Origin of the sequence: Catenulispora subtropica (assembly GCF_039531675.1) — a bacterium.
GTDB classification, from domain to species: Bacteria; Actinomycetota; Actinomycetes; order Streptomycetales; family Catenulisporaceae; genus Catenulispora; species Catenulispora subtropica.
On the sequence record NZ_BAAAQM010000002.1, the window covers coordinates 288,871 to 307,933 of the forward strand.

At 72.0% G+C, this 19,063-nt stretch carries 20 protein-coding genes; 13 read left to right on the forward strand and 7 right to left on the reverse strand.

Translation table 11 applies throughout. The features are described 5' to 3' along the window. Positions 1-120: 120 nt before the first annotated feature. From ABD466_RS03495 to ABD466_RS03530, 8 genes are all read left to right on the forward strand, one after another. Positions 121-630, forward strand: coding sequence for a pyridoxamine 5'-phosphate oxidase family protein (locus ABD466_RS03495; protein ID WP_344655421.1), 510 nt, complete (start codon positions 121-123; stop codon positions 628-630). Positions 631-675: 45 nt separating this feature from the next. Further along, positions 676-1,167 (forward strand): GNAT family N-acetyltransferase, encoded by a 492-nt coding sequence (locus ABD466_RS03500; RefSeq protein WP_344655422.1) that lies wholly within the window; start codon positions 676-678, stop codon positions 1,165-1,167. Continuing rightward, positions 1,164-1,931: a type I methionyl aminopeptidase gene (map, locus tag ABD466_RS03505; protein ID WP_344655423.1), complete on the forward strand. Its 768-nt coding sequence runs from the start codon at positions 1,164-1,166 to the stop codon at positions 1,929-1,931. Before ABD466_RS03500 ends, map begins: the two co-directional genes overlap by 4 nt. A 99-nt stretch (positions 1,932-2,030) precedes the next feature. Next, on the forward strand, positions 2,031-3,029 hold the full coding sequence (gene paaA, locus ABD466_RS03510) for a 1,2-phenylacetyl-CoA epoxidase subunit PaaA (RefSeq protein ID WP_425558524.1): 999 nt from the start codon (positions 2,031-2,033) through the stop codon (positions 3,027-3,029). Next, positions 3,026-3,310 carry a 1,2-phenylacetyl-CoA epoxidase subunit PaaB gene (gene paaB / locus ABD466_RS03515; RefSeq protein ID WP_344655424.1) on the forward strand — a complete coding sequence of 95 codons (285 nt, stop codon included), beginning with the start codon at positions 3,026-3,028 and terminating at the stop codon, positions 3,308-3,310. Before paaA ends, paaB begins: the two co-directional genes overlap by 4 nt. Then, positions 3,307-4,101: a 1,2-phenylacetyl-CoA epoxidase subunit PaaC gene (gene paaC / locus ABD466_RS03520; RefSeq protein WP_344655425.1), complete on the forward strand. Its 795-nt coding sequence runs from the start codon at positions 3,307-3,309 to the stop codon at positions 4,099-4,101. The genes paaB and paaC overlap by 4 nt, the downstream gene beginning before the upstream one ends. 47 nt (positions 4,102-4,148) lie before the next feature. Continuing rightward, positions 4,149-4,700, forward strand: coding sequence for a 1,2-phenylacetyl-CoA epoxidase subunit PaaD (gene paaD, locus ABD466_RS03525; RefSeq protein ID WP_425558525.1), 552 nt, complete (start codon positions 4,149-4,151; stop codon positions 4,698-4,700). A gap of 25 nt (positions 4,701-4,725) precedes the next feature. Continuing rightward, positions 4,726-5,781 (forward strand): 2Fe-2S iron-sulfur cluster-binding protein, encoded by a 1,056-nt coding sequence (locus ABD466_RS03530; protein WP_344655426.1) that lies wholly within the window; start codon positions 4,726-4,728, stop codon positions 5,779-5,781. 63 nt (positions 5,782-5,844) lie between these two features. Here ABD466_RS03530 and ABD466_RS03535 read toward each other — a convergent pair whose 3' ends face one another. From ABD466_RS03535 to ABD466_RS03545, 3 genes are all read right to left on the reverse strand, one after another. Continuing rightward, on the reverse strand, positions 5,845-7,296 hold the full coding sequence (locus ABD466_RS03535; protein ID WP_344655427.1) for a globin domain-containing protein: 1,452 nt from the start codon (positions 7,294-7,296) through the stop codon (positions 5,845-5,847). A 290-nt stretch (positions 7,297-7,586) separates the two neighbouring features. Beyond that, positions 7,587-7,928 carry a hypothetical protein gene (locus ABD466_RS03540; RefSeq protein ID WP_344655428.1) on the reverse strand — a complete coding sequence of 114 codons (342 nt, stop codon included), beginning with the start codon at positions 7,926-7,928 and terminating at the stop codon, positions 7,587-7,589. Between the two features lie 203 nt (positions 7,929-8,131). Beyond that, positions 8,132-9,163 (reverse strand): YihY/virulence factor BrkB family protein, encoded by a 1,032-nt coding sequence (locus ABD466_RS03545; RefSeq protein ID WP_344655429.1) that lies wholly within the window; start codon positions 9,161-9,163, stop codon positions 8,132-8,134. A gap of 155 nt (positions 9,164-9,318) precedes the next feature. Here ABD466_RS03545 and ABD466_RS03550 point away from each other — a divergent pair, with 155 nt between their 5' ends. Then, a complete protein-coding gene (locus ABD466_RS03550) occupies positions 9,319-10,983 on the forward strand; it encodes an acyl-CoA dehydrogenase family protein (protein ID WP_344655430.1) in 1,665 nt (554 codons plus the stop codon). 89 nt (positions 10,984-11,072) lie between these two features. Here the strand turns inward: ABD466_RS03550 and ABD466_RS03555 are convergent, their stop codons facing one another. Further along, positions 11,073-11,366, reverse strand: coding sequence for a GNAT family N-acetyltransferase (locus ABD466_RS03555; RefSeq protein ID WP_344655431.1), 294 nt, complete (start codon positions 11,364-11,366; stop codon positions 11,073-11,075). 94 nt (positions 11,367-11,460) lie between these two features. Here ABD466_RS03555 and ABD466_RS03560 point away from each other — a divergent pair, with 94 nt between their 5' ends. Next, on the forward strand, positions 11,461-12,402 hold the full coding sequence (locus tag ABD466_RS03560) for a pseudouridine-5'-phosphate glycosidase (RefSeq protein ID WP_425558526.1): 942 nt from the start codon (positions 11,461-11,463) through the stop codon (positions 12,400-12,402). A gap of 19 nt (positions 12,403-12,421) precedes the next feature. Continuing rightward, positions 12,422-13,444 carry a carbohydrate kinase family protein gene (locus tag ABD466_RS03565; RefSeq protein ID WP_344655432.1) on the forward strand — a complete coding sequence of 341 codons (1,023 nt, stop codon included), beginning with the start codon at positions 12,422-12,424 and terminating at the stop codon, positions 13,442-13,444. 47 nt (positions 13,445-13,491) lie between these two features. Here the strand turns inward: ABD466_RS03565 and ABD466_RS03570 are convergent, their stop codons facing one another. Genes ABD466_RS03570 through ABD466_RS03580 form a run of 3 tightly spaced genes read right to left on the reverse strand, consistent with a single transcriptional unit; the run spans position 13,492 to position 15,745 of the window. Continuing rightward, a complete protein-coding gene (locus tag ABD466_RS03570; protein ID WP_344655433.1) occupies positions 13,492-13,692 on the reverse strand; it encodes a hypothetical protein in 201 nt (66 codons plus the stop codon). A gap of 24 nt (positions 13,693-13,716) precedes the next feature. Next, entirely contained in the window at positions 13,717-14,610 is an 894-nt protein-coding gene (locus tag ABD466_RS03575) for an NAD(+)/NADH kinase (protein WP_344655434.1), read from the reverse strand. Positions 14,611-14,617: 7 nt separating this feature from the next. Then, positions 14,618-15,745 (reverse strand): SPFH domain-containing protein, encoded by a 1,128-nt coding sequence (locus tag ABD466_RS03580; RefSeq protein WP_344655435.1) that lies wholly within the window; start codon positions 15,743-15,745, stop codon positions 14,618-14,620. Positions 15,746-16,108: 363 nt separating this feature from the next. Between ABD466_RS03580 and ABD466_RS03585 the strand changes: the two genes are divergently transcribed. Both ABD466_RS03585 and ABD466_RS03590 read left to right on the forward strand, forming a co-directional pair. Continuing rightward, the gene (locus tag ABD466_RS03585; protein ID WP_344655436.1) at positions 16,109-16,966 is read left to right on the forward strand and encodes a FadR/GntR family transcriptional regulator; all 858 of its coding nucleotides are present in this window, start codon (positions 16,109-16,111) and stop codon (positions 16,964-16,966) included. A 351-nt stretch (positions 16,967-17,317) separates the two neighbouring features. After that, complete coding sequence (locus ABD466_RS03590) at positions 17,318-19,003, forward strand: RNA polymerase sigma factor (protein ID WP_344655437.1); 1,686 nt, start codon at positions 17,318-17,320, stop codon at positions 19,001-19,003. Positions 19,004-19,063 lie beyond the last annotated feature (60 nt).

Genomic DNA, 19,063 nt, shown 5'->3' on the forward strand with positions numbered 1-19,063 from the left:
GTGCGTAACGATGCGGATACGACGGCAACTTCAGGGGTAACCCGGGACGTTTGACATAGCCGGGTCCGCGCCGGGCGCGTCAGGACCCGGATCGTGGGTCTGGGCTGCGATATTCGGTGGATGCTGGAGACTCGCGAAGAACTTGCCGTCCTGCAGGCCCTGCTCGACGAAAGTGCCGCCGCGGCGGGGCCGCACATGAGGGAAATCATTACGGAAGAGCGTCGGATGGACGCCGTCGAGCTGACCCGTCGGCTGACCGGGATGCGGCTCATCACGGTCGCCACGGTGACCGCCGACAACCGGCCGCTGACCGGGCCCTTCGACGGGTATTTCCTGCACGGGGCCTGGTGGTTCAGCTCCGGCCCGGACGCCGTCCGGATCCGGCATCTGCGGGCGCGGCCGGCGGTGAGCGCGACATATCTGCCGGGGGAGGAGCTCTCGGTGACGGCGCACGGCCGCGCCGAGCTGTTCGACCTGCACGGACCGGAGTGCGCCGATCTGCGGCGGGCGATGCTGGACTTCTATCTTCCGAAGCAGGGGCCGGCTTTCCAGGAGTGGATGGACGGACTTGTCGGGGGAGTCGGAGTACGTATTGAGGCGCAGAAGTTGTTCACATTCAGTGCCGCATAGCATGCAAGCGTGTTGAGAGAGACGGTAGCGACCGCACGCTTATCCTTGACTCCGCTGAGTGCCGCCGACGCCGACGAGATGGTGTCCGTGTTGGCGGCTCGGGAGCTCTATACGTACATCGGCGGGGAGCCGCCGTCTCGGGAAGAATTGCGGGCCAGATACGAGCGCCAGGCCGCGGGCGGCCCGGCCGACGGGTCGCAGGAGTGGCACAACTGGATCGTGCGGCGGGCCGAGGACTCGGTGGCGGTCGGGACCGTGCAGGCCACGGTGGTCGACGGCGGACGCGTGGCCGATGTGGCGTGGGTCGTGGGCGCGCCGTTCCAGGGGCAGGGGTACGCGGTCGAGGCGGCGGCGGGGATGGTCGCCTGGCTGCGCGACCACGGTGTGGCCGAGGTGCGGGCGCACATCCATCCCGAGCACGCGGCCTCGGCGCGGGTGGCCGAGCGGATCGGGCTGGTGGCCACCGGCGAGGTGGACGACGAGGGTGAACGGGTGTGGCGGACAGTGGGTGTGGAGCGGATGGAGACGAACCGGTGATCGAGCTGAAGACGCCGCGGGAGATCGACAAGATGGCGGTGACCGGCCGTTTCGTGGCCGAGACGCTGGCCGAGTTGTCGGAGCTGGCGCGGCCCGGGGTGAACCTCCTGGACCTGGAGCAGCGCGCCCGGCGGCGGGTCAAGGAACGGGGCGCCGAGTCCTGCTACTGGGACTACGCGCCGTCGTTCGGCCGCGGCCCGTTCCGCAACGTCATCTGCCTGTCGGTGAACGACGCTGTGCTGCACGGCCTGCCGCACAAGTACACGCTGCGCGACGGCGACGTCCTGTCCCTGGACTTCGCGGTGTCGATCGACGGCTGGGTCGCCGACGCGGCCCGCACGGTCATCGTCGGCACCCCGAGCCCGGAGGACGCGCGCCTGGTGGAGTCGACGCGCACCGCGCTGGAGGCCGCCATCGCCGCCGCCGTCCCGGGGGCGAAGCTCGGCGACGTCTCGGCGGCCATCGGCGCCGTCGCGGCCGAGCACGGCTATCCGGTCAACATGCAGTTCGGCGGCCACGGCCTCGGCCACACCATGCACGAGGACCCGCACGTGCCGAACGCCGGCCGCCCGGGCCGCGGCCTGGTGCTGCGCCCGGGACTGACGCTGGCGCTGGAGCCCTGGTGGTCGGCGGTGTCGGACGAGATCCACACCGATCCGGACGGCTGGACGCTGCGGTTCACGGACGGATCGCGGGGCGCGCATTCCGAGCACACGATCGCGATCACGGAGGACGGGGCGCGCGTGCTGACCGCTTTGGGGTGAGGTCGGAGTCGCCGGCGAGCGCCGAAGGGCATCCCCTCTTTGTTGACACCGCCGCCGGACCGGCGGGATCATTAAACCGAACGTTCGGTCGGTTGAGAGGTGGGTGCCGTGACGGCCGAGGTGAGGACGGGAGGCGCGGCGACGGTCGCGCCGGCGCCGCAGGAGCTGCAGGCCCGGTTCGACGACTTGATCGCCGCCGACGAGCGGATCGAGCCGCGGGACTGGATGCCGGAGGCGTACCGCAAGACGCTGGTGCGGCAGATCGCCCAGCACGCGCACTCCGAGATCATCGGCATGCAGCCGGAGGGCAACTGGATCACCCGGGCGCCGTCCCTGCGGCGCAAGGCGATCCTGCTGGCCAAGGTGCAGGACGAGGCCGGGCACGGCCTCTACCTCTACGCCGCCGCCGAGACCCTCGGCGTGGACCGCGCGGACCTGCTGGACGCCCTGCACACCGGCCGGCAGAAGTACTCCTCGATCTTCAACTACCCCACCCTGACCTGGGCCGACATCGGCGCCATCGGCTGGCTGGTGGACGGTGCGGCGATCATCAACCAGATCCCGCTGCAGCGCTGCTCCTACGGCCCCTACGCGCGCGCCATGGTGCGGATCTGCAAGGAGGAGTCGTTCCACCAGCGGCAGGGCTTCGAGCTGCTGCACGACCTGGCGCACGGCACCCCGGAGCAGCACGCGATGGCCCAGGACGCGCTGAACCGCTGGTGGTGGCCGTCGCTGATGATGTTCGGCCCGCCGGACGCGGAGTCGGCGCACTCGGCCCAGTCGATGGCCTGGCGCATCAAGCGGCACTCCAACGACGAGCTGCGCCAGCGCTTCGTCGACATCAGCGTCCCGCAGGCCGAGGCGCTCGGCCTCACCATCCCGGACCCCGACCTGCGGTGGAACGAGGAGCGCGGGCACTACGACTTCGGCGTCATCGACTGGACGGAGTTCCAGGAGGTGCTGGCCGGGAACGGGCCGTGCAACCGGCAGCGCGTCGCGACGCGCGTGCGGGCGCACGAGGACGGCGAGTGGGTTCGGCAGGCGGCGCTGGCCTACGCGGCCAAGCACGCGGATCAGAAGGAAGTTGTGGCGGCATGAGCACCGGACTGCCTCTGTGGGAGGTCTTCATCCGCGGGCGGCGCGGGCTGTCGCACCAGCACGTCGGGAGCGTGCACGCCTCGGACGCGGAGATGGCGCTGCGCAACGCGCGCGATCTGTACACGCGGCGCGGCGAGGGCGTGTCGATCTGGGTGGTGCCGGCGGCGCAGGTGTCGGCGTCGTCGCCGGACGAGAAGGAGCCGTTCTTCGACCCGGCCGGGGACAAGACGTATCGGCACCCGACGTTCTACCGGGTTCCGGAGGGTGTGAAGAACCTGTGAACGCGCCGGTGAACACGCCCGCTCCGGCGGACGGCGAGCTGAAGGAGCTGGTCGCGCAGTACGCGCTCCAGCTCGGCGACGACGCGCTGATCCTGTCGCAGCGGCTGTCGGAATGGTGCGCGCACTCTCCCGAGCTGGAGGAGGACGTCGCGCTGGCGAACCTCGCGCTGGACCTGCTGGGCCAGGCGCGGACCCTGCTGACCTACGCGGGCACGCTGGAGGGCCGCGGGCGGTCCGAGGACGATCTGGCCTACCTGCGCACGGAGCGCGAGTTCCGGAACGTGCTGCTGGTGGAGCAGCCGAACGGGGACTTCGCGGTCACGATCGCGCGGCAGCTGTACTTCGCGACGTACCAGCACGAGCTGTACTCGGCGCTGGTGGAGTCCACGGATCCGGAACTGGCCGGGCTCGCCGCGAAGGCGGTGAAGGAGGTCGCGTACCACCGGGACCACGCGGTGCAGTGGACACTGCGGCTCGGGGACGGCACGGAGGAGAGCCACCGGCGGATGCAGGACGGGCTCGACGCGCTGTGGCCGTTCACAGCGGAGCTGTTCGCCGCCGACACGGTGGCGCTGGCCCTGGCCGAGACCGGCGTCGCGGTGGACCCGCGGACGCTGCGGCCGGCCTGGGAGGCCTCCGTCGCGGCGGTGCTGGAGGCGGCGACGCTGACGATGCCGACCGGCGCGTGGCAGCCGGGCGGCGGTCGCGCGGGCGAGCACACCGAGGGATTCGGGTTCCTCCTGGGAGAGATGCAGGCGCTGCACCGGCAGTTCCCCGGCGCGAAGTGGTAAGGCATTAAGGGGTTGACAAGGAGCGAGGCGGAAGCGAGGTGGTGACGATGATGACGCAGGCGAGCGAGGCGCTGGACCTGGCGGCGCTCGAAGCGGCCGCCTCGGCGGTGCCGGACCCGGAGCTTCCGGTGGTGACCCTCGGCGACCTGGGCATCGTGCGCGGCGTCGCGGTGGCCGGCGACGGAGCGGTGGAGGTGCGGCTGACGCCGACGTTCGTGGGCTGCCCGGCGACCGAGGCGATCGCCGCGGACGTGCGGGCCGCGGTCGAGGCGCGGCTGCGGACCGGCGGCGGCACGGGCGCGGGCGGGGTCGAGGTGCGGACACGCATGGTGATGTCGCCGCCGTGGAGCACCGACTGGATCAGCGACGACGGGCGGCGGAAGCTGGCCGAGCACGGGATCGCGCCGCCGCGCGCCGGTGGGCACGGGGGACCGGTCGCGGTGACGATCGGGCGCCCGCCCACCCAGCAGAACCAAGCGTGTCCCCACTGCGGCAGCCCCGACACGCGCGAGCTCAGCGCGTTCGGCAGCACGCCGTGCCAGTCCCTGCGCGCCTGCCGGGCGTGCGGGGAGCCCTTCGGGGCGATGAAGTCCCTGTGATCGTGCCGACCCCTGTGAGAGTGCTGTGACCCTGCTTCCCGTTGTCGGGTTGGACCGGCTTACTGATGACGCGGTGCGTGTCGTCTTCGAGGTGCCCGCGGAGGCGCGGGGCGGCTACCGGTACCTGCCCGGGCAGCATGTCACGGTGCGGTTGGAGCTCGACGGGGTCGAGGCCCGGCGCGCTTATTCGCTGTGTGCCGCGCCTTATGGGGACGCGGGGCGGGCGACGTTGAGCATCGCCGTCAAGGAGCTCGGGCCCGGGGGGTTCGGGCAGATCGCGAGCAGCAAGCTGGCGGTCGGGGACCGCGTGGACGTGCTGCCGCCGGCGGGACGGTTCGTGTTGCAGGAGGGCGACGAGCATGTGGGGATCGTCGCCGGGAGCGGGGTGACGCCGGTCTTGGCCATGGCCGAGGTCGCGCTCGCTCGCGGGGATCGCTTCACTCTGATTTACGGGAATCGCACTGCTTCGTCCGTCATGTTCCTGGAGGAGCTCGCCGATCTCAAGGATCGCTACGCCGAGCGGCTGATGGTGCTCCATGTGCTGTCGCGGGAGCCGCGGGAGGCGCCGCTGCTCACCGGGCGTGTGGACGCGGAGCGGCTGCCGGGCCTGCTGGACGCGGTGTCGCCGGGGCCGGACGCGCACTACTACCTCTGCGGTCCGATGGCCATGGTCGACGGCGCCAAGGCGGTGCTGGCCGAGCGCGGTGTGCAGCGGGGGCACGTGCACTTCGAGCTCTTCCACGCCGAGGACGCCCCGCCCCCGGCCGCCTATGCGGAGACCGCGAAGGTTCTGGCCGAAGGCGATGTGGACGTCACCGTCACCCTCGGCGGCCGCCGGACGCAGCTGGCCATGTCCCAGGACGACGACTCGGTGCTGGCCGCGGTCCTCAAGGCGCGCCCCGACACTCCGTACTCCTGCACCGGCGGGGTGTGCGGCACCTGCCGCGCCAAGATCGTGCGGGGTGAGGTCGCGATGGCCCACGACTACGCCCTGGAGCCGGAGGAGAAGGCCGAGGGTTTCGTCCTCGCCTGCCAGTCGCGTCCGCTCACGCCCGCGGTGGAACTGGACTTCGACGCGTAGCCGGCCGGCGGGCCGACCAACAGCGGCGAATCGCTGGTTGAACGGATCCTGTGCGCGGTCGGGTTAAGAGACCCGCGACAGGTACTCCTCGACGCTGCGTGCGATCCCGCCCGACCCGCTCCCCACCTCGGCCACGCCCGAGCTCGCCGCGCCGCCGACGCCGCCGACGCCGGCCACCCCGGCCCCGGCGCGCCAGCCGCTGTCGCGCCGCCATCCCCCCTGCGACGCCCAGCTGCCGCCGCCCGGTGCCGGTCCCGGACCGGTCCCGCCGTCCTGGGCGGCCGTTCCCGGTCCCGCCGGGGCCGAGGGCGGCACCGGGGCGCCCTGGCCGGTACCCGGCTGCCAGAGGCCGTCCATCCCGCCGTAGGCGTCGAAGCGGATGTGGGCCAGCGGGATGTTCAGCTCCTGCAGGCGTGCGATCGTCGCGCGCACCATCGGCACGGAGCCCGACACGTAGACGTCGTTGCCGGTCCAGTGGTCGTGGAAGTCCCCGTGGCGGGCCACCACGTCCGGCAGTATGCCGCGCTCGCCGGGTGCGCACGGGTCGTGCGACACCGGGGTGACCAGCGACAGCCAGTGGAAGCGTTCGGCCAGCGCGGTGAGCTCGGGCAGGTCGTAGAGCTCTTCATCGCGCCGTGCCCCGAAGAACAGGCGGACCCGGCGGTTGGTGTTCCACAGGGCCATGTCCTCCAGGATCGCCTTGATCGGCGCCAGACCGGTCCCTCCGGCGATGCACAGCACGTCGCGGGTCGACATCGTGGTGCAGAACATCGTCCCCATAGGGGGGCCCAGGCGGACGGTGTCGCCGACCCGGGTGTGGTTCACGAGGGCGTTCGACACCCAGCCGGCCGGTATGGCGCGGACGTGGAGTGTCAGGGTGTTGTCCGGCCTCGGTGCGCTGGCTATCGAGTAGTGCCGCCACACACGCGGCCATCGTTGGGTCTCCAGGGACAGGTACTGCCCCGGGCGGAAGTCGTACGGCGCGTCCGGCTCCAGGGTCAGGACCGCGATGTCCCGCGTCCGCCGCTGGTGGGCGACCACGCGGGCCGTCCACCAGGCCGGCGCCAGCTGCGCGTCCTGTTCGGCGGCCTCGATCATCGTGCCGGCGACCAGCTGGTACGCGGCCAGCCAGGCCATGTCCATGTCGGGCGTCCAGCCCGGGCCCGCGAAGCGTTTCAGGGCCGAGATCAGGCAGCGCCACACCACGTCGTAGTGCTCCGGCTTGGCGCCGAACTTGCGATGGTCGCGGCCCAGCTGGCGCAGGTAGTCGGCCAGACTGTCCGGGTGGTCGGCCGCGGCCACCACCCGGACCAGAGCCTGGAAGAGGCGGTCCCGCTGGGCGTCCATCATCGGCGGGAACATGTCCCGGACGGCGGGCGCCTCGGTGAAGACCAGCGCGTAGAAGTGTGCGACGACCTTGTCGGCGATGTCCCCCACCAGAGCGAAGCTGTCCCGGATCAAGGCCGGGACGCGTGCCGGGTCCAGGTCGGTGCCGCCTGCGGCTTGCTGCCCCATTTCTCCGCGCCCCCAAAGCCTTCCACCGGGCCCCGTGATCTCTGTGTCACGAAGTGGATACCCAGTGCAAGCGACTACGTTAGGCTCCGGCCGCGTCGCGGAACGTCTAAGTCCGCTGGAAGTCCGGTCCGGTACGGGGAGAAATGTCCGCTATGGCGCGGGGAAAAACCCTGGAAGTCCGCAGAGGGTCCGGGGCGCCGGGAGAGTCCGGGCACGCAGCGGGGCGCGGGGGCGGCGCTAGCGGCCGCCGGGGCGCGGTGTGCGGTGTGCGGTGGGTGCGGCCACGGGCGCTAACGCGAGGGCTCTTGGCGCATGAGGGTCACGCGGCGGCTCAGTATGGCCTCCGCGGTGGCGCGTCCGTCCGGCCAGCGGCGGACGGCGATCCAGTCGTCGGTGAGGGGTCGTCTCAAGGGGTCGGCTGCCATGGAGAGCAGCAGGTTGGGGCCGTAGGTGGCGCGGAGCGCGCCGACGCCGGACTCGGCGCTACAACCGCCGTCGCCGGCTTCTGTTACCAACGCCGGTATGAGGTCGGCGCCGGCGGCTTCCTGCAGGATCTCGAAGGCCTTCTGGTGACCCTCGGTCCAGCCCAGCGCCCGGAGCCGCTGCGAGCCCATCGGAGCTGCTTGTGACACGTATGCTGTCCCAGCTTTCACTGTTCTGTCCGGTTCAACTCGACCGGGCGCAGGTCCGTCGCCTGTCCCGGTATCTACCGAAATCCCGGAAGATCGCTTCATGGTACGTACGCCTCTGACGCGTTGTCGCCAGAGTTTTGCCCTGCCCGTCTCCCGCCACCACCCGTGGAGGAGACGCTTCGCGTCACAGTCATATGGGCTGCTCAGTCCTGAGGGGAAGCCCCTTCCAAGGACTCCGTGGACGCGTCTCGTTGAGCTGCCACCCGCTGGCGCAGTGCCAGTCTCGCCAACCACAACTTGCGCGAGGGCCACACTTGTTCCACCGCCGCGTTCAGCGCGGCGCCGAGCAAAGTGGCCAGGGCGGTGACATAGAGCCACACGAGGATCGCCACGGCCGCGGCGAGGCCTCCGTACAGCGAATTGGACGCGTTGGTGCCGGAGAACGTGGAGGAGACGTAGTCACGGAGCAGCGCCGATCCGCCGAGCCACAGCAGCAGGGCCAGGACCGTGCCCGGCAGGTCCTGCGACCACGGCGTGCGCACCGGCACCGCCAGGTGGTACAGGGTGTTCAGGAAGGCCGCCAGCACCGTGAGCACCACCGGCCAGTACGCGGCGTGGATCAGTCCGGTCAGGCTCGGGAAGACGCCCACCAGGATGTCCGGCCCGATCACCAGCAACGGCAGCGCCACCGAGCCGAGCACCAGGCCCAGCAGGTACATCCCGAAGGCCAGGAACCGGGTGCGCACGATGCCGCGGCGCCCGGACAGCCCGTAGGCGATGGTGATGGTGTCGACGTACACGTTCATCGCCCGCGACCCGGCCCACAGCGCCAGGACGAACCCGATGGAGATCAGGTCCGGGTGGCCGTTGGCGAGCAGGTTGGTCAGGAGCCCGTCGAGCTTCTCGATGCCCGGCCCGGAGAGCATGGTGCCGGCGCCGTTCAGGATGTGCTGCTTGATCTCGGTGATCCGGCCGGCGCCGATCCAGCCGTTCAGATAGCCCAGGGTGCCGGCCAGCCCGATCGCCAGCGGCGGCAGCGACAGCAGGGCGAAGAACGCCGCCTCGGCCGCCAGCCCGGTGATCCGGTAGCGCATGCAGATCGAGAAGGTGATCTTCGTGACCGCCCACCAGTTCCGCAGCTGCGCGCGGAAGCGCTCGCGCGGCGACGGCCGGGCGGCGGCGGGCTCCGGGGCGGCCGCTTCGGCGCCGGCGGACAGGTCGAGCACTGGGCGCATGCGCTGGTCCTCGGGGCCGACGACGGGAGGGAGGGGAGGTTCGCTGGACAATCTGTCGTTGTTACCGGTTGGTAGGCGAGTGGGGCGATCGGGTACTACGTTAACGGCAGCAGGCCCCGTTACCCGCATCACGCCGAACGGAGATGACCGGAACCATGCCCGAAGGCACGCTGACCGGACCCGCCGACGAGCCCCTGAACCAGGCCCGTCCACTGGCCGGATACAACGCCTACAGCGCGGACTCCTCCCTGGTCGAGGCGGTGACGCGGCTGTTCGGAGACGGATCGTCGACCCATGCGGAGCTCCTCGGGCTCGGTGCGCTGGCCGGTTCCTTCCAGGCCCGCGAATGGGGCCGGCTGGCTGAGGTGAACCATCCTGTGCTGGTTACCCACGACCGCTACGGGCGACGCGTGGACGAGGTGGAGTTCCACCCGGCCTGGCACGAGCTGATGACCGTCGCCGTCGGCCACGGCCTGGGCGCCGCGCCCTGGCAGGAGGACCCCGCGACCCTCCGGCACACCGCCCGGGCGGCGAAGATGCTGGTCTGGGGCCAGACCGACGGCGGCCACCTGTGCCCGGTCTCGATGACGTACGCGGCCGTCCCGGCCCTCCAGGCCGCCCCCGCGCTGGCCGCCGAGTGGACCCCGCGCCTGGCGTCGAAGACGTACGACTTCGGGTTGCGGGAACCCGCCACCAAGGCCGGCTGCCTGGCCGGCATGGGCATGACCGAGAAGCAGGGCGGCTCCGACGTCCGCGCCAACACCACCGCCGCGACCCCGGTCCCCGGCGCCGACGGCGAGTACACGCTGGTCGGCCACAAGTGGTTCACCTCCGCCCCGATGTGCGACGTGTTCCTGGTCCTGGCCCAGGCCCCCGGCGGCCTGAGCTGCTTCCTGATCCCGCGCGTCCTGCCGGACGGCACCCGCAACTCCTTCCGCCTGCAACGCCTGAAGGACAAGCTGGGCAACCGTGCCAACGCCTCCTCCGAGGTCGAGTTCCACAACACCCGCGCGTGGCGCGTCGGCGACGAGGGCCGCGGCGTGGCGACCATCATCGAGATGGTCGCCATGACCCGCCTGGACTGCGTCACCGGCTCGGCCTCCCTGATGCGCGCCGCACTCGCCGAGGCGGTCAACCACACCCGCCACCGCAAGGCCTTCGGCAAGCTGCTCGCCGACCAGCCGCTGATGCGCACCGTGCTCGCCGACCTGGCGCTGGAGTCCGAGGCCGCGACGCTCACCGCCCTGCACCTGGCGGCGGCCACCGACGCCGCCACCGGCACCGCCGCCGACGAGCAGTCCCGCCTGTTCCGCCGCATCGGCCTCGCCGTCGCGAAGTACTGGGTGACCAAGCGCTGCGCGCCGTTCGCCGCGGAGGCGCTGGAGTGCCTCGGCGGCAACGGCTACGTCGAGGAGTCCGGCATGCCGCGCCTGTACCGCGAGGCCCCGCTGAACTCCATCTGGGAGGGCTCGGGCAACGTCAACGCCCTCGACGTCCTGCGCGCCCTCGCCAAGGAGGCGGGCACGTGGGACGCGTTCCTCGCCGAGGCCGGCGCGGCCCGCGGCGCCGACGCGCGGTTCGACGCCGCGTTCAAGGAGCTGCAGGAGGAGATCACGGAGGTCGACGAGGCGGGCGCGCGCCGCTTCGTGGAGCGGATGGCGCTGGTGCTTCAGGGCTCGCTGGTGCTCCGCTACGCGCCGAACGCCGTCGCGGACGCGTTCGTGGCGTCGCGGCTCGGCGGGGACTGGGGCCGGACGTTCGGGACGCTGCCGCGCGGGCTGGAGGCCGGCGCCATCGTGGACCGCGCGCTGGTGCTCTAGACGCTGCTCCAGACGCTGAAGCAGCCGACGCACATGATGACGAGCGCCGCCGCCATGTACCCGGCGGCGCGCCGATCATGAGGGAGGCGTCACGCCCCCGGTGCCACCAGATCCCTGTACTCGGGGTTCTTCTCGATGTACGCGGCGATGAACGGGCACCACGGCGCCACCTTCAGCCCGGCCTCGCGCGCGTCGTCGAGCGCGGCCTTCGCCAGCCGCCCGCCGATGCCGCGGCCTTCGAAGCGGGGCTCGACGCCGGTGTGCGGGAGCACGGCCACGCCGTCCTCCACGGTGTAGGTGAGAACCCCGGCGAGCTCGCCGCCGAGGCGCGCTTCGTACCGGTGGCGCTCCTTGTTGTCGATCACGGTGACTTCGTCGTTCACAACCCGCTCCCGGCTCGCTCTACGATCTTCAGTAGTGTGCGCATCAGCGTAACGAAATCAGCTTTTATGCCCGGCGGGCTTGCAGGAGGCGACAGTGACCGTGGACGGCGAGGGGCTGCGGATCCACCCCGAGGTGATCGAGGCCCTGGAATCGGACACGCCGGTGGTGGCGTTGGAGTCCACGATCATCAGCCACGGGCTGCCGCGGCCGGACAACCTGCGGGTGGCCCGGGAGATCGAGCAGACGGTGCGGGACGCCGGAGCGGTCCCGGCCACCATCGCGGTGGTCGACGGCAAGCCCTGCGTCGGGCTCTACGACGAGGAGCTCCGGCTCATCGCCGAGTCCGACGACGTGGTCAAGCTCGGCGTGCGCGACCTCGGCGTGGCCGCGGCCAAGAAGCTGCACGGCGCCACCACCGTGGCGGCCACCGCGTCGCTGGCCGCGCAGGCCGACATCGACGTCTTCGCCACCGGCGGCCTGGGCGGCGTGCACCGCCACGCGCGCGACACCTGGGACGAGTCGGCGGACCTGACCGCGCTGTCCCGGATCCCGATGGCCGTGGTGTGCGCGGGCGTGAAGTCGATCCTGGACGTCCCGGCCACGCTGGAGCGGCTGGAGACGCTCAACGTGCCGGTCTACGGCTACCGCACCACCACCTTCCCCGGCTTCTACCTCGCCGACTCCGGCCACGCGCTGGAGTGGAGCTTCGACTTCGCCGAGGAGGTCGCCGACGCGATCCTCGCGCACTGGCAGCTGGCCTGGCCCGCGGTGTCCTCCGGCGCGCTCGTGGCCAACCCCATCCCGGTCGAGGAGCAGCTCGACCCGGCGCTGCACGACCGGATCCTCAACGACGCGCTGACCGCCGCCGAGAAGCAGGGCGTGGCGGGCAAGGACGTGACGCCGTTCCTGCTGGAGTACTTCCACCGGGAGACCGGCGGCGAGTCGCTGCGCGCGAACGTGCTGCTGGTGAAGCGCAACGCCGAGCTGGCGGCCCGGATCGCGGCAGCGATCATCGACGCCGCGCCCGCGCGCTAGGACCGGGGGACCGAGGAGCGTGGCCGGCTGGGAGCCCGACTCGGGCGCGGATTCGGGCGCGGGCGCGGATTCGGGCGCGCATTCGGGCTCGGCCCCCGGCGCGGGCCGGGCCGGGAGCTCGGGCTCCGGCCCGGCGGGCCCGGAGGCCGCACCGATCATCGTCGTCGGCGACCTGATGGTCGACGTGCTGGCGCAGCTCGGCGGCCCCCTGGTGGCCGCGTCCGACAGCCCCGGCCGGATCTCGATGCGCGGCGGCGGTTCGGCGGCCAACACCGCCTGCTGGCTGGCCGCCACCGGCTCCGAGGCGTTGTTCGTGGGCTGCGTCGGCGACGACCTACCGGGCCGCGAGGCCGCCGAGGCGCTGCGGGCCACCGGGGTGCGCACCGCGCTGAAGGTGGACCCGTCACGTCCCACCGGAACCGTCGTCGTGCTCGTCGACCCGGCCGGGGAGCGCACGATGGTGCCGGACTCCGGCGCCAACTGCGCGCTGACCCCGAGAGACCTGCCGCGGGCCGAGTTCCAGCCCGGACGGCACCTGCACCTGTCCGGCTACACGGTCCTGAACCCCGACACCCGGGCGGCCGGGATAGCCGCACTGGACCTGGCACGGCGGCACGGCATGACCACGTCCGTGGACGTCGCCTCGGCCGGGCCGCTGGCCGCCGTCGGCCCGGACTGCTTCCTGGACTGGATCGGCAACCCCTTCATGCTGATCGCCAACCGCGACGAGGCGGCCGTGCTGACCGGCATCGACGACGACCCGGTCGCCGCCACCCGCGCCCTGACCGAACTCTGCGACCAGGTGGTGGTCAAGCTCGGCGCGGACGGCGTGGTGCGTCACGACGCGTTGTTCGACCGCACGATCCGGGTTCCGGCCGAACCGCTCGCAGCGGGGGAGCTGGTGGACACCACCGGGGCTGGCGACGCGTTCGCCGCGGGGTACCTGGCGGCGTGGATGCGGGACGCGGATCCGGAGGACGCGTTGGCCGCCGGGTGCCGGTTGGCGGCGCGGGTGATCCGGAAGGTCGGCGGGCGGCCTTAGGGGTTCGGCCAGAGGGTTGATACGACCCGGCCACGCCGGGCCTTCACCTACCGCCGCCGCGAATACCCCAGCACACCCACCACAGCCAGTACGGCCCCGATCAACGTGACCCCACCACCGATCAGCAACACGTCCGTGTACGTATGCGGCATCGCCAACGCGCGCATCATGTAGCGGCCGGTGAACAGCGATCCGCCGATGAACAGCGCGAAGCCGGCGATCGTCAGTCGGTCCCGGTTGCTCTCCACGGCGCCCCCACGGTCAGCGTGTTGTTACACCACCAAGCGTAGCCGCCTGCCCGCCGCTCGGATCCGCACAGTCTGTCCCCAGCTCAGAAGCAGCCGGTCGCTCTCGATGCCGTCGCCGAACACCACCAGCGACTCGCCTTCGGCGCGGACCGCCAACTCCTGCCCCTCCGGCAGGACACCCTCCGTGAGATCGGCCCCGGTCGTCGGCGACGGCCAGGCCTCCCGCACGAACCACCCCAGCTCCGGGTCCGTCGGTCCGGGCAGGGTGATCGGGTGGGCGCGCTGCCGGGCGACCGACAGCAGCCAGCCGGTCGCGCCGGTGCCCGACCCGACCAGCAGGCCCGAGGAGGAGTGGCGCTCCTCGGCGCCGTCCGGGGTCGTGATCAGGTAGCGAGCGGACTGGTGGCCGGAGTGGCCGAGGTAGACCTCGTTCAGGGCCACCAGCGACTCGCCGTCGTCGGTGGATGCCGCCACCATCGTGCGGGCCTCGACCTGGGCCTTGCCCGCACCGACCCTCCCGAGCAGGGACTCGAAGTCGCGGGGGGAGTGGCGGACCAGGACGCCCATGTTGCCGCCCGGGTTCGGGTCGACGCCGATCACCGGCTGGCCGTCCAGGTACTTCGCGGTGTTCGCCACCAGCCCGTCCTGGCCCACCACCACGACCACGTCCTCGGGCTCGAACAGGAACCGCGGCAGGTCGGAGCGCTCGACCGTGCCGCGGCGCCACTCCTTCGGGATGCCCGCCGAGACCGCCTGCACCGCCGCGCTCAGCGACTCGTGCCGCTTCTTCACCGCTGACAGCGAGACGCCGCGTCGCTTCTGCACGAACTCGGCCTGGCCCCACGTCCCCTGCTCGGCGACGATCTCGTCACGCTCGCTGTGCCGGTGCACGAGGACCACGCGCGGTGCGACGGACATCGCGCCGCTACTCCGAGCCCGACGCCGACGTGCCGCCGGCCGGGCCGTTCGCCAGCTTGCTCAGCAGCCCGGTCACCACGTCCGGCGTGAGGTTCACGGTGCCGATCTCCGGCAGCTGGCCGGCGAACTCGCGCAGCGCCAGCGCGTAGAGCACGTCGCGGTCCAGGTCCGCGTACGCCGCCAGCTTCGCCGCCTCGGTCTCGGCCTGCGCCGCGCCGACGGCGCGCAGGTCCTCGACGTTCGCCGACGAGCGCAGGCGCAGTGCGTCGGCGTCGGCCTCGGCGACGGTCCGGGTCCGCTCGGCGTTCGCCGCGGTCGCGATCCGCGCCCGCTCCGCCTCGCCCTCGGCCGCGATGCGGGCCCGCTCGGCGTCGCCCTCCGCGGCGATGCGCGCGGCGGCCGACTGCTCGGTGGCGCGCCGGCGCGCGTTCGCGCCCTCCTGCGCGACCAGCTGTTCCTCGCGGGTGGCCAGCTCGATCCTGCTCTGCAGCTCGTTCTCGCTGATCGCGCGCTCGCGCTCGACGGCCAGCGCCCGGCGCTCGAAGCCGGCGCGGTCCGCCTCCTGCTGGATCAGCTCCCGGGTCGGGGTCCGCAGCGCGCGCTCGACGTCGGCCTCCGGCTTCACCGCCACCACCCGCACGCCGACCACGCCGATGCCGGTCTCGGCCAGGCGCTCGTCGGACGCCAGGCCGCCGGCCACCAGCTCCCGGACCGCCGCGGTCCCGGTGGCCAGCGCCTCGGCCAGCTCCATGGTGGCGATCAGGGTCAGCGCGTGCTGCTGCGCGAGCTCGGTGAGCAGCACCGCGACCTGCTCCAGCGGTGTGGCCCGCCACTGGCCGGTCTTCAGGTCGACCGCGAAGTCCAGGCGGCGGGTGGCCAGCTCCGGGTCGACGAAGCGGTAGGTCATCGACGCCTGGACGGTCACGTCCTGGAAGTCCTTGGTGCGGGCGTGGAACAGCATGGGCAGCTCCCGGTCGTCCACCGGCACCTCGGCCAGCACCGCGGTCAGCGGCCGGAACCAGAACGCCTGACCGGTCCCCTCATGGGCGGCCTTGCCGCGGCGCAGGTGCACCACGTGGTTGGTCGGGCTGCCCCGGAAGTGGCTGAGGAACAGCCGCTTCGTGATGTCCGCCATCGATCTCCCCCAGAAACTCAACGTCGGCCCGAGGCCGATACCGGGCCTGGCCACGGCTGCTGCGACGCTAGCGGCTCGCTTCCCTTATCGTCAAGATGACGAAATTAGGGGGCCGCGGTCGTGATCACCCTGGCGGCGGGCGCGGCGTGCGTCCACCCTCGTCCCAGGTGGGATCGTCGCACCTGCGAAGGTCGGTCGGTTCAACGTCCGGATGGTCGCGCCCATGGGTATGGGCCCGCGCGGCGCCTTCGACGTGGCGATTCGCGGGGTCCGGGCATTCCGAATCATTCCGATGGGTGACATCGGCACGACTATCGGCTAAGAACCCTCAAGTCCCGGCGGGCCCCGGCCGACGACAACAACATGAGCATTCCTACACACATGACCGGGGCCGCCGCACCCGTCGAGACGCTTCCTGCCCCCGCCCCGTCGCCGGTGGCGAACACGCTGGCCGCGGCCGCCGCGGGGACCCTGCCCGACTCCTACCTGTCGCTGCGCGCCGGTACCCAGGCCCGGGGGTTGCACGGCCAGTTGGTCCAGCAGCTCGGCCGGATGATCGTGGCCGGCGAGCTCGGCGCGGACCGCCCGCTGGTGCCGGAGGAGATCGGCCGCCGCTTCGAGGTCTCCCGCACCGTGGTCCGCGAGTCGCTGCGGGTGCTGGAAGCCAAGGGCATGGTCACCGCGCGGCCCAACGTCGGGACCCGGATCCGGCCGGTGCCGGAGTGGAACCTGCTGGACCCGGACGTCATCGAGTGGCGCGCCGCCGGGGTGGCCGGCCTGGACCAGTGCCGCGAGCTGGCCGAGCTGCGCTGCGCCTTCGAGCCGCTGGCCGCGCAGCTGGCCGCCGGGCGGCTCGGCGAGGCCGCGGGCGCGCGGCTGGCCGAGCTGGCCGCCGTGCTGAAGCAGGCCGCCGCCAACGGCGACCAGGCCGGCTACGCCAAGGCCGACGGCGAGTTCCACGCGCTGCTGGTCGCCGAGTGCCCGAACCGGATGGTGGAGCACCTGGCCCGGGTGGTGTCCGGGGCGGCCGAGAGCGCCGGGATGCGGCGCCGGTCCTGCGGTCCGATGAACGACGCGGCCGCGGCCTCGCACCAGCGGCTGGCCGACGAGGTGGTGGCCGGCGACGGAGCGGCGGCGGCCAGTGTGATGCGCGCCATGCTGGCGGCGCAGCTGGAGGAGCAGGCCCCGGCGTACGGACTGCCCGGACAGCGCGGCCAGTGACCATGGCGTGAGCGGAGCGTGAGCGTCATGTGCCGGTCGGTGACCGGGGGCGCGTAGAGTGGTGTGAGGCACCGCCTCGGAGGCGCGCGCGGAGTGTGCGCGCCCGGCGGTGCCCACCGGGTCGATGTTTAGCGCAGATCACCGGGTATCCGGTGCCGGGGGAATACATCGGCGTGCCACAATGCTATGTCGCGTGCAATGCGGAACGACCGGGTGCGACCGGCCGAGTCCGCGGCGCGATCGGAATCTTCCACACGAACCCGACACAGAGCAAGACGGCCCCCGACCGGGGACCGTACACCGGCTCACGTCGGAAGCGGGTGGTTGCCATCCAGTAGCGAGAGGGTTTTCGTGTCGGCCAGCACTTCCCGTCCACTGCCCGCCGAGATCGCCGAGTCCGCCCACCTCGTGGCGCTCATCGAGCGGGGCAGGGCGCAGGGACACATCGCCGCAGACGAGGTGCGGCAAGCCTTCGAAGAGGCGGACATCCCGATGGCCAAGGCCAAGAGCGTCATGCGGGCCCTGACCACCGTTCTCCACGAAGAGGGCGTTGACCTGACGGTCAACGCCGCCCAGTCGGCCGGGGTCGCCCGCAAGCGCGTCGCCGCGGCCGCCAAGACCGCGGCCAAGAAGACGACCACGGCCACCGCCGCCAAGTCCGCCACGGCCAAGAAGGCCGCGGCCAAGCCCGCGGCCGCCGAGGGCGGGGACGCCGAGGCCAAGAAGACGGCCACGGCCACCGCCGCCAAGCCCGCCGCGGCCAAGAAGGTCGCGGCCAAGAAGACCGCCGCGGCCGGCGACGCCGACGGCGACGGGGCCGAGGCCGGCAAGGGCCCGGCCAAGAAGGCCGCCGCGAAGAAGGCGGCCGCCGGCGCCAAGAAGGCCGCGCCCGGCAAGAAGGGCGAGGACGAGGACGGCGAGGACGTCGAACTCGAAGAGGACATCGATCTGGAGCTGGACCTCGAGGACGAGGACGGCCCGGACATGGAGGCCGCCGAGGGCGAGGAGGACGGCGACGACGCCTCCGAGGCCGAGGGAGCCGCCGCCGCGGGCGAGGACAAGGAGGAGGGGTTCGTCCTCTCCGACGACGAGGACGACGCCCCGGCCCAGCAGGTCGCGTCGGCCGGTGCCACCGCCGACCCGGTCAAGGACTACCTGAAGCAGATCGGCAAGGTCCCGCTGCTCAACGCCGAGCAGGAGGTCGAACTCGCCAAGCGCATCGAGGCCGGCCTGTTCGCCGAGGAGAAGCTGAACGCCGACGAGCCGCTGTCCCCGGAGTTCCGGCGCGAGCTGGACATCATCGCCGAGGACGGCCGCCGCGCCAAGAACCACCTGTTGGAGGCCAACCTCCGCCTCGTGGTGTCGCTGGCGAAGCGGTACACCGGGCGCGGGATGCTGTTCCTGGACCTGATCCAGGAGGGCAACCTCGGCCTGATCCGCGCGGTGGAGAAGTTCGACTACACCAAGGGCTACAAGTTCTCGACCTACGCGACGTGGTGGATCCGCCAGGCGATCACCCGCGCCATGGCGGACCAGGCGCGGACCATCCGCATCCCGGTGCACATGGTCGAGGTCATCAACAAGCTGGCGCGCGTGCAGCGCCAGATGCTGCAGGACCTCGGTCGCGAGCCCACTCCGGAGGAGTTGGCCAAGGAGCTGGACATGACGCCCGAGAAGGTCGTCGAGGTCCAGAAGTACGGCCGGGAGCCGATCTCTCTGCACACGCCGCTCGGTGAGGACGGCGACAGCGAGTTCGGCGACCTGATCGAGGACTCCGAAGCCGTGGTGCCGGCCGACGCGGTGTCGTTCACCCTGCTGCAGGAGCAGCTGCACTCGGTGCTGGACACGCTGAGCGAGCGCGAGGCGGGTGTGGTGTCGATGCGGTTCGGGCTGACCGACGGCCAGCCGAAGACGCTGGACGAGATCGGCAAGGTCTACGGGGTCACGCGCGAGCGGATCCGGCAGATCGAGTCCAAGACGATGTCCAAGCTGCGGCACCCGTCGCGGTCCCAGGTCCTGCGGGACTACCTGGACTAGGACGACTAGGCGGGCAAGCAGCGCCGCGAAGGGGGCGGGGGGGGACGCTCCGGGGCCCTC

Excerpts from the sequence above, each read along its gene's own strand:
- ABD466_RS03545 (WP_344655429.1), bottom strand. The coding sequence starts at position 9,163 with ATGCGCCCAGTGCTCGACCTGTCCGCCGGCGCCGAAGCGGCCGCCCCG.
- ABD466_RS03580 (WP_344655435.1), bottom strand. The coding sequence starts at position 15,745 with ATGGCGGACATCACGAAGCGGCTGTTCCTCAGCCACTTCCGGGGCAGC.
- paaB (WP_344655424.1), top strand. The coding sequence starts at position 3,026 with ATGAGCACCGGACTGCCTCTGTGGGAGGTCTTCATCCGCGGGCGGCGC.
- paaD (WP_425558525.1), top strand. The coding sequence starts at position 4,149 with ATGATGACGCAGGCGAGCGAGGCGCTGGACCTGGCGGCGCTCGAAGCG.
- ABD466_RS03550 (WP_344655430.1), top strand. The coding sequence starts at position 9,319 with ATGCCCGAAGGCACGCTGACCGGACCCGCCGACGAGCCCCTGAACCAG.
- ABD466_RS03585 (WP_344655436.1), top strand. The coding sequence starts at position 16,109 with ATGAGCATTCCTACACACATGACCGGGGCCGCCGCACCCGTCGAGACG.
- ABD466_RS03575 (WP_344655434.1), bottom strand. The coding sequence starts at position 14,610 with ATGTCCGTCGCACCGCGCGTGGTCCTCGTGCACCGGCACAGCGAGCGT.
- ABD466_RS03495 (WP_344655421.1), top strand. The coding sequence starts at position 121 with ATGCTGGAGACTCGCGAAGAACTTGCCGTCCTGCAGGCCCTGCTCGAC.
- ABD466_RS03535 (WP_344655427.1), bottom strand. The coding sequence starts at position 7,296 with ATGGGGCAGCAAGCCGCAGGCGGCACCGACCTGGACCCGGCACGCGTC.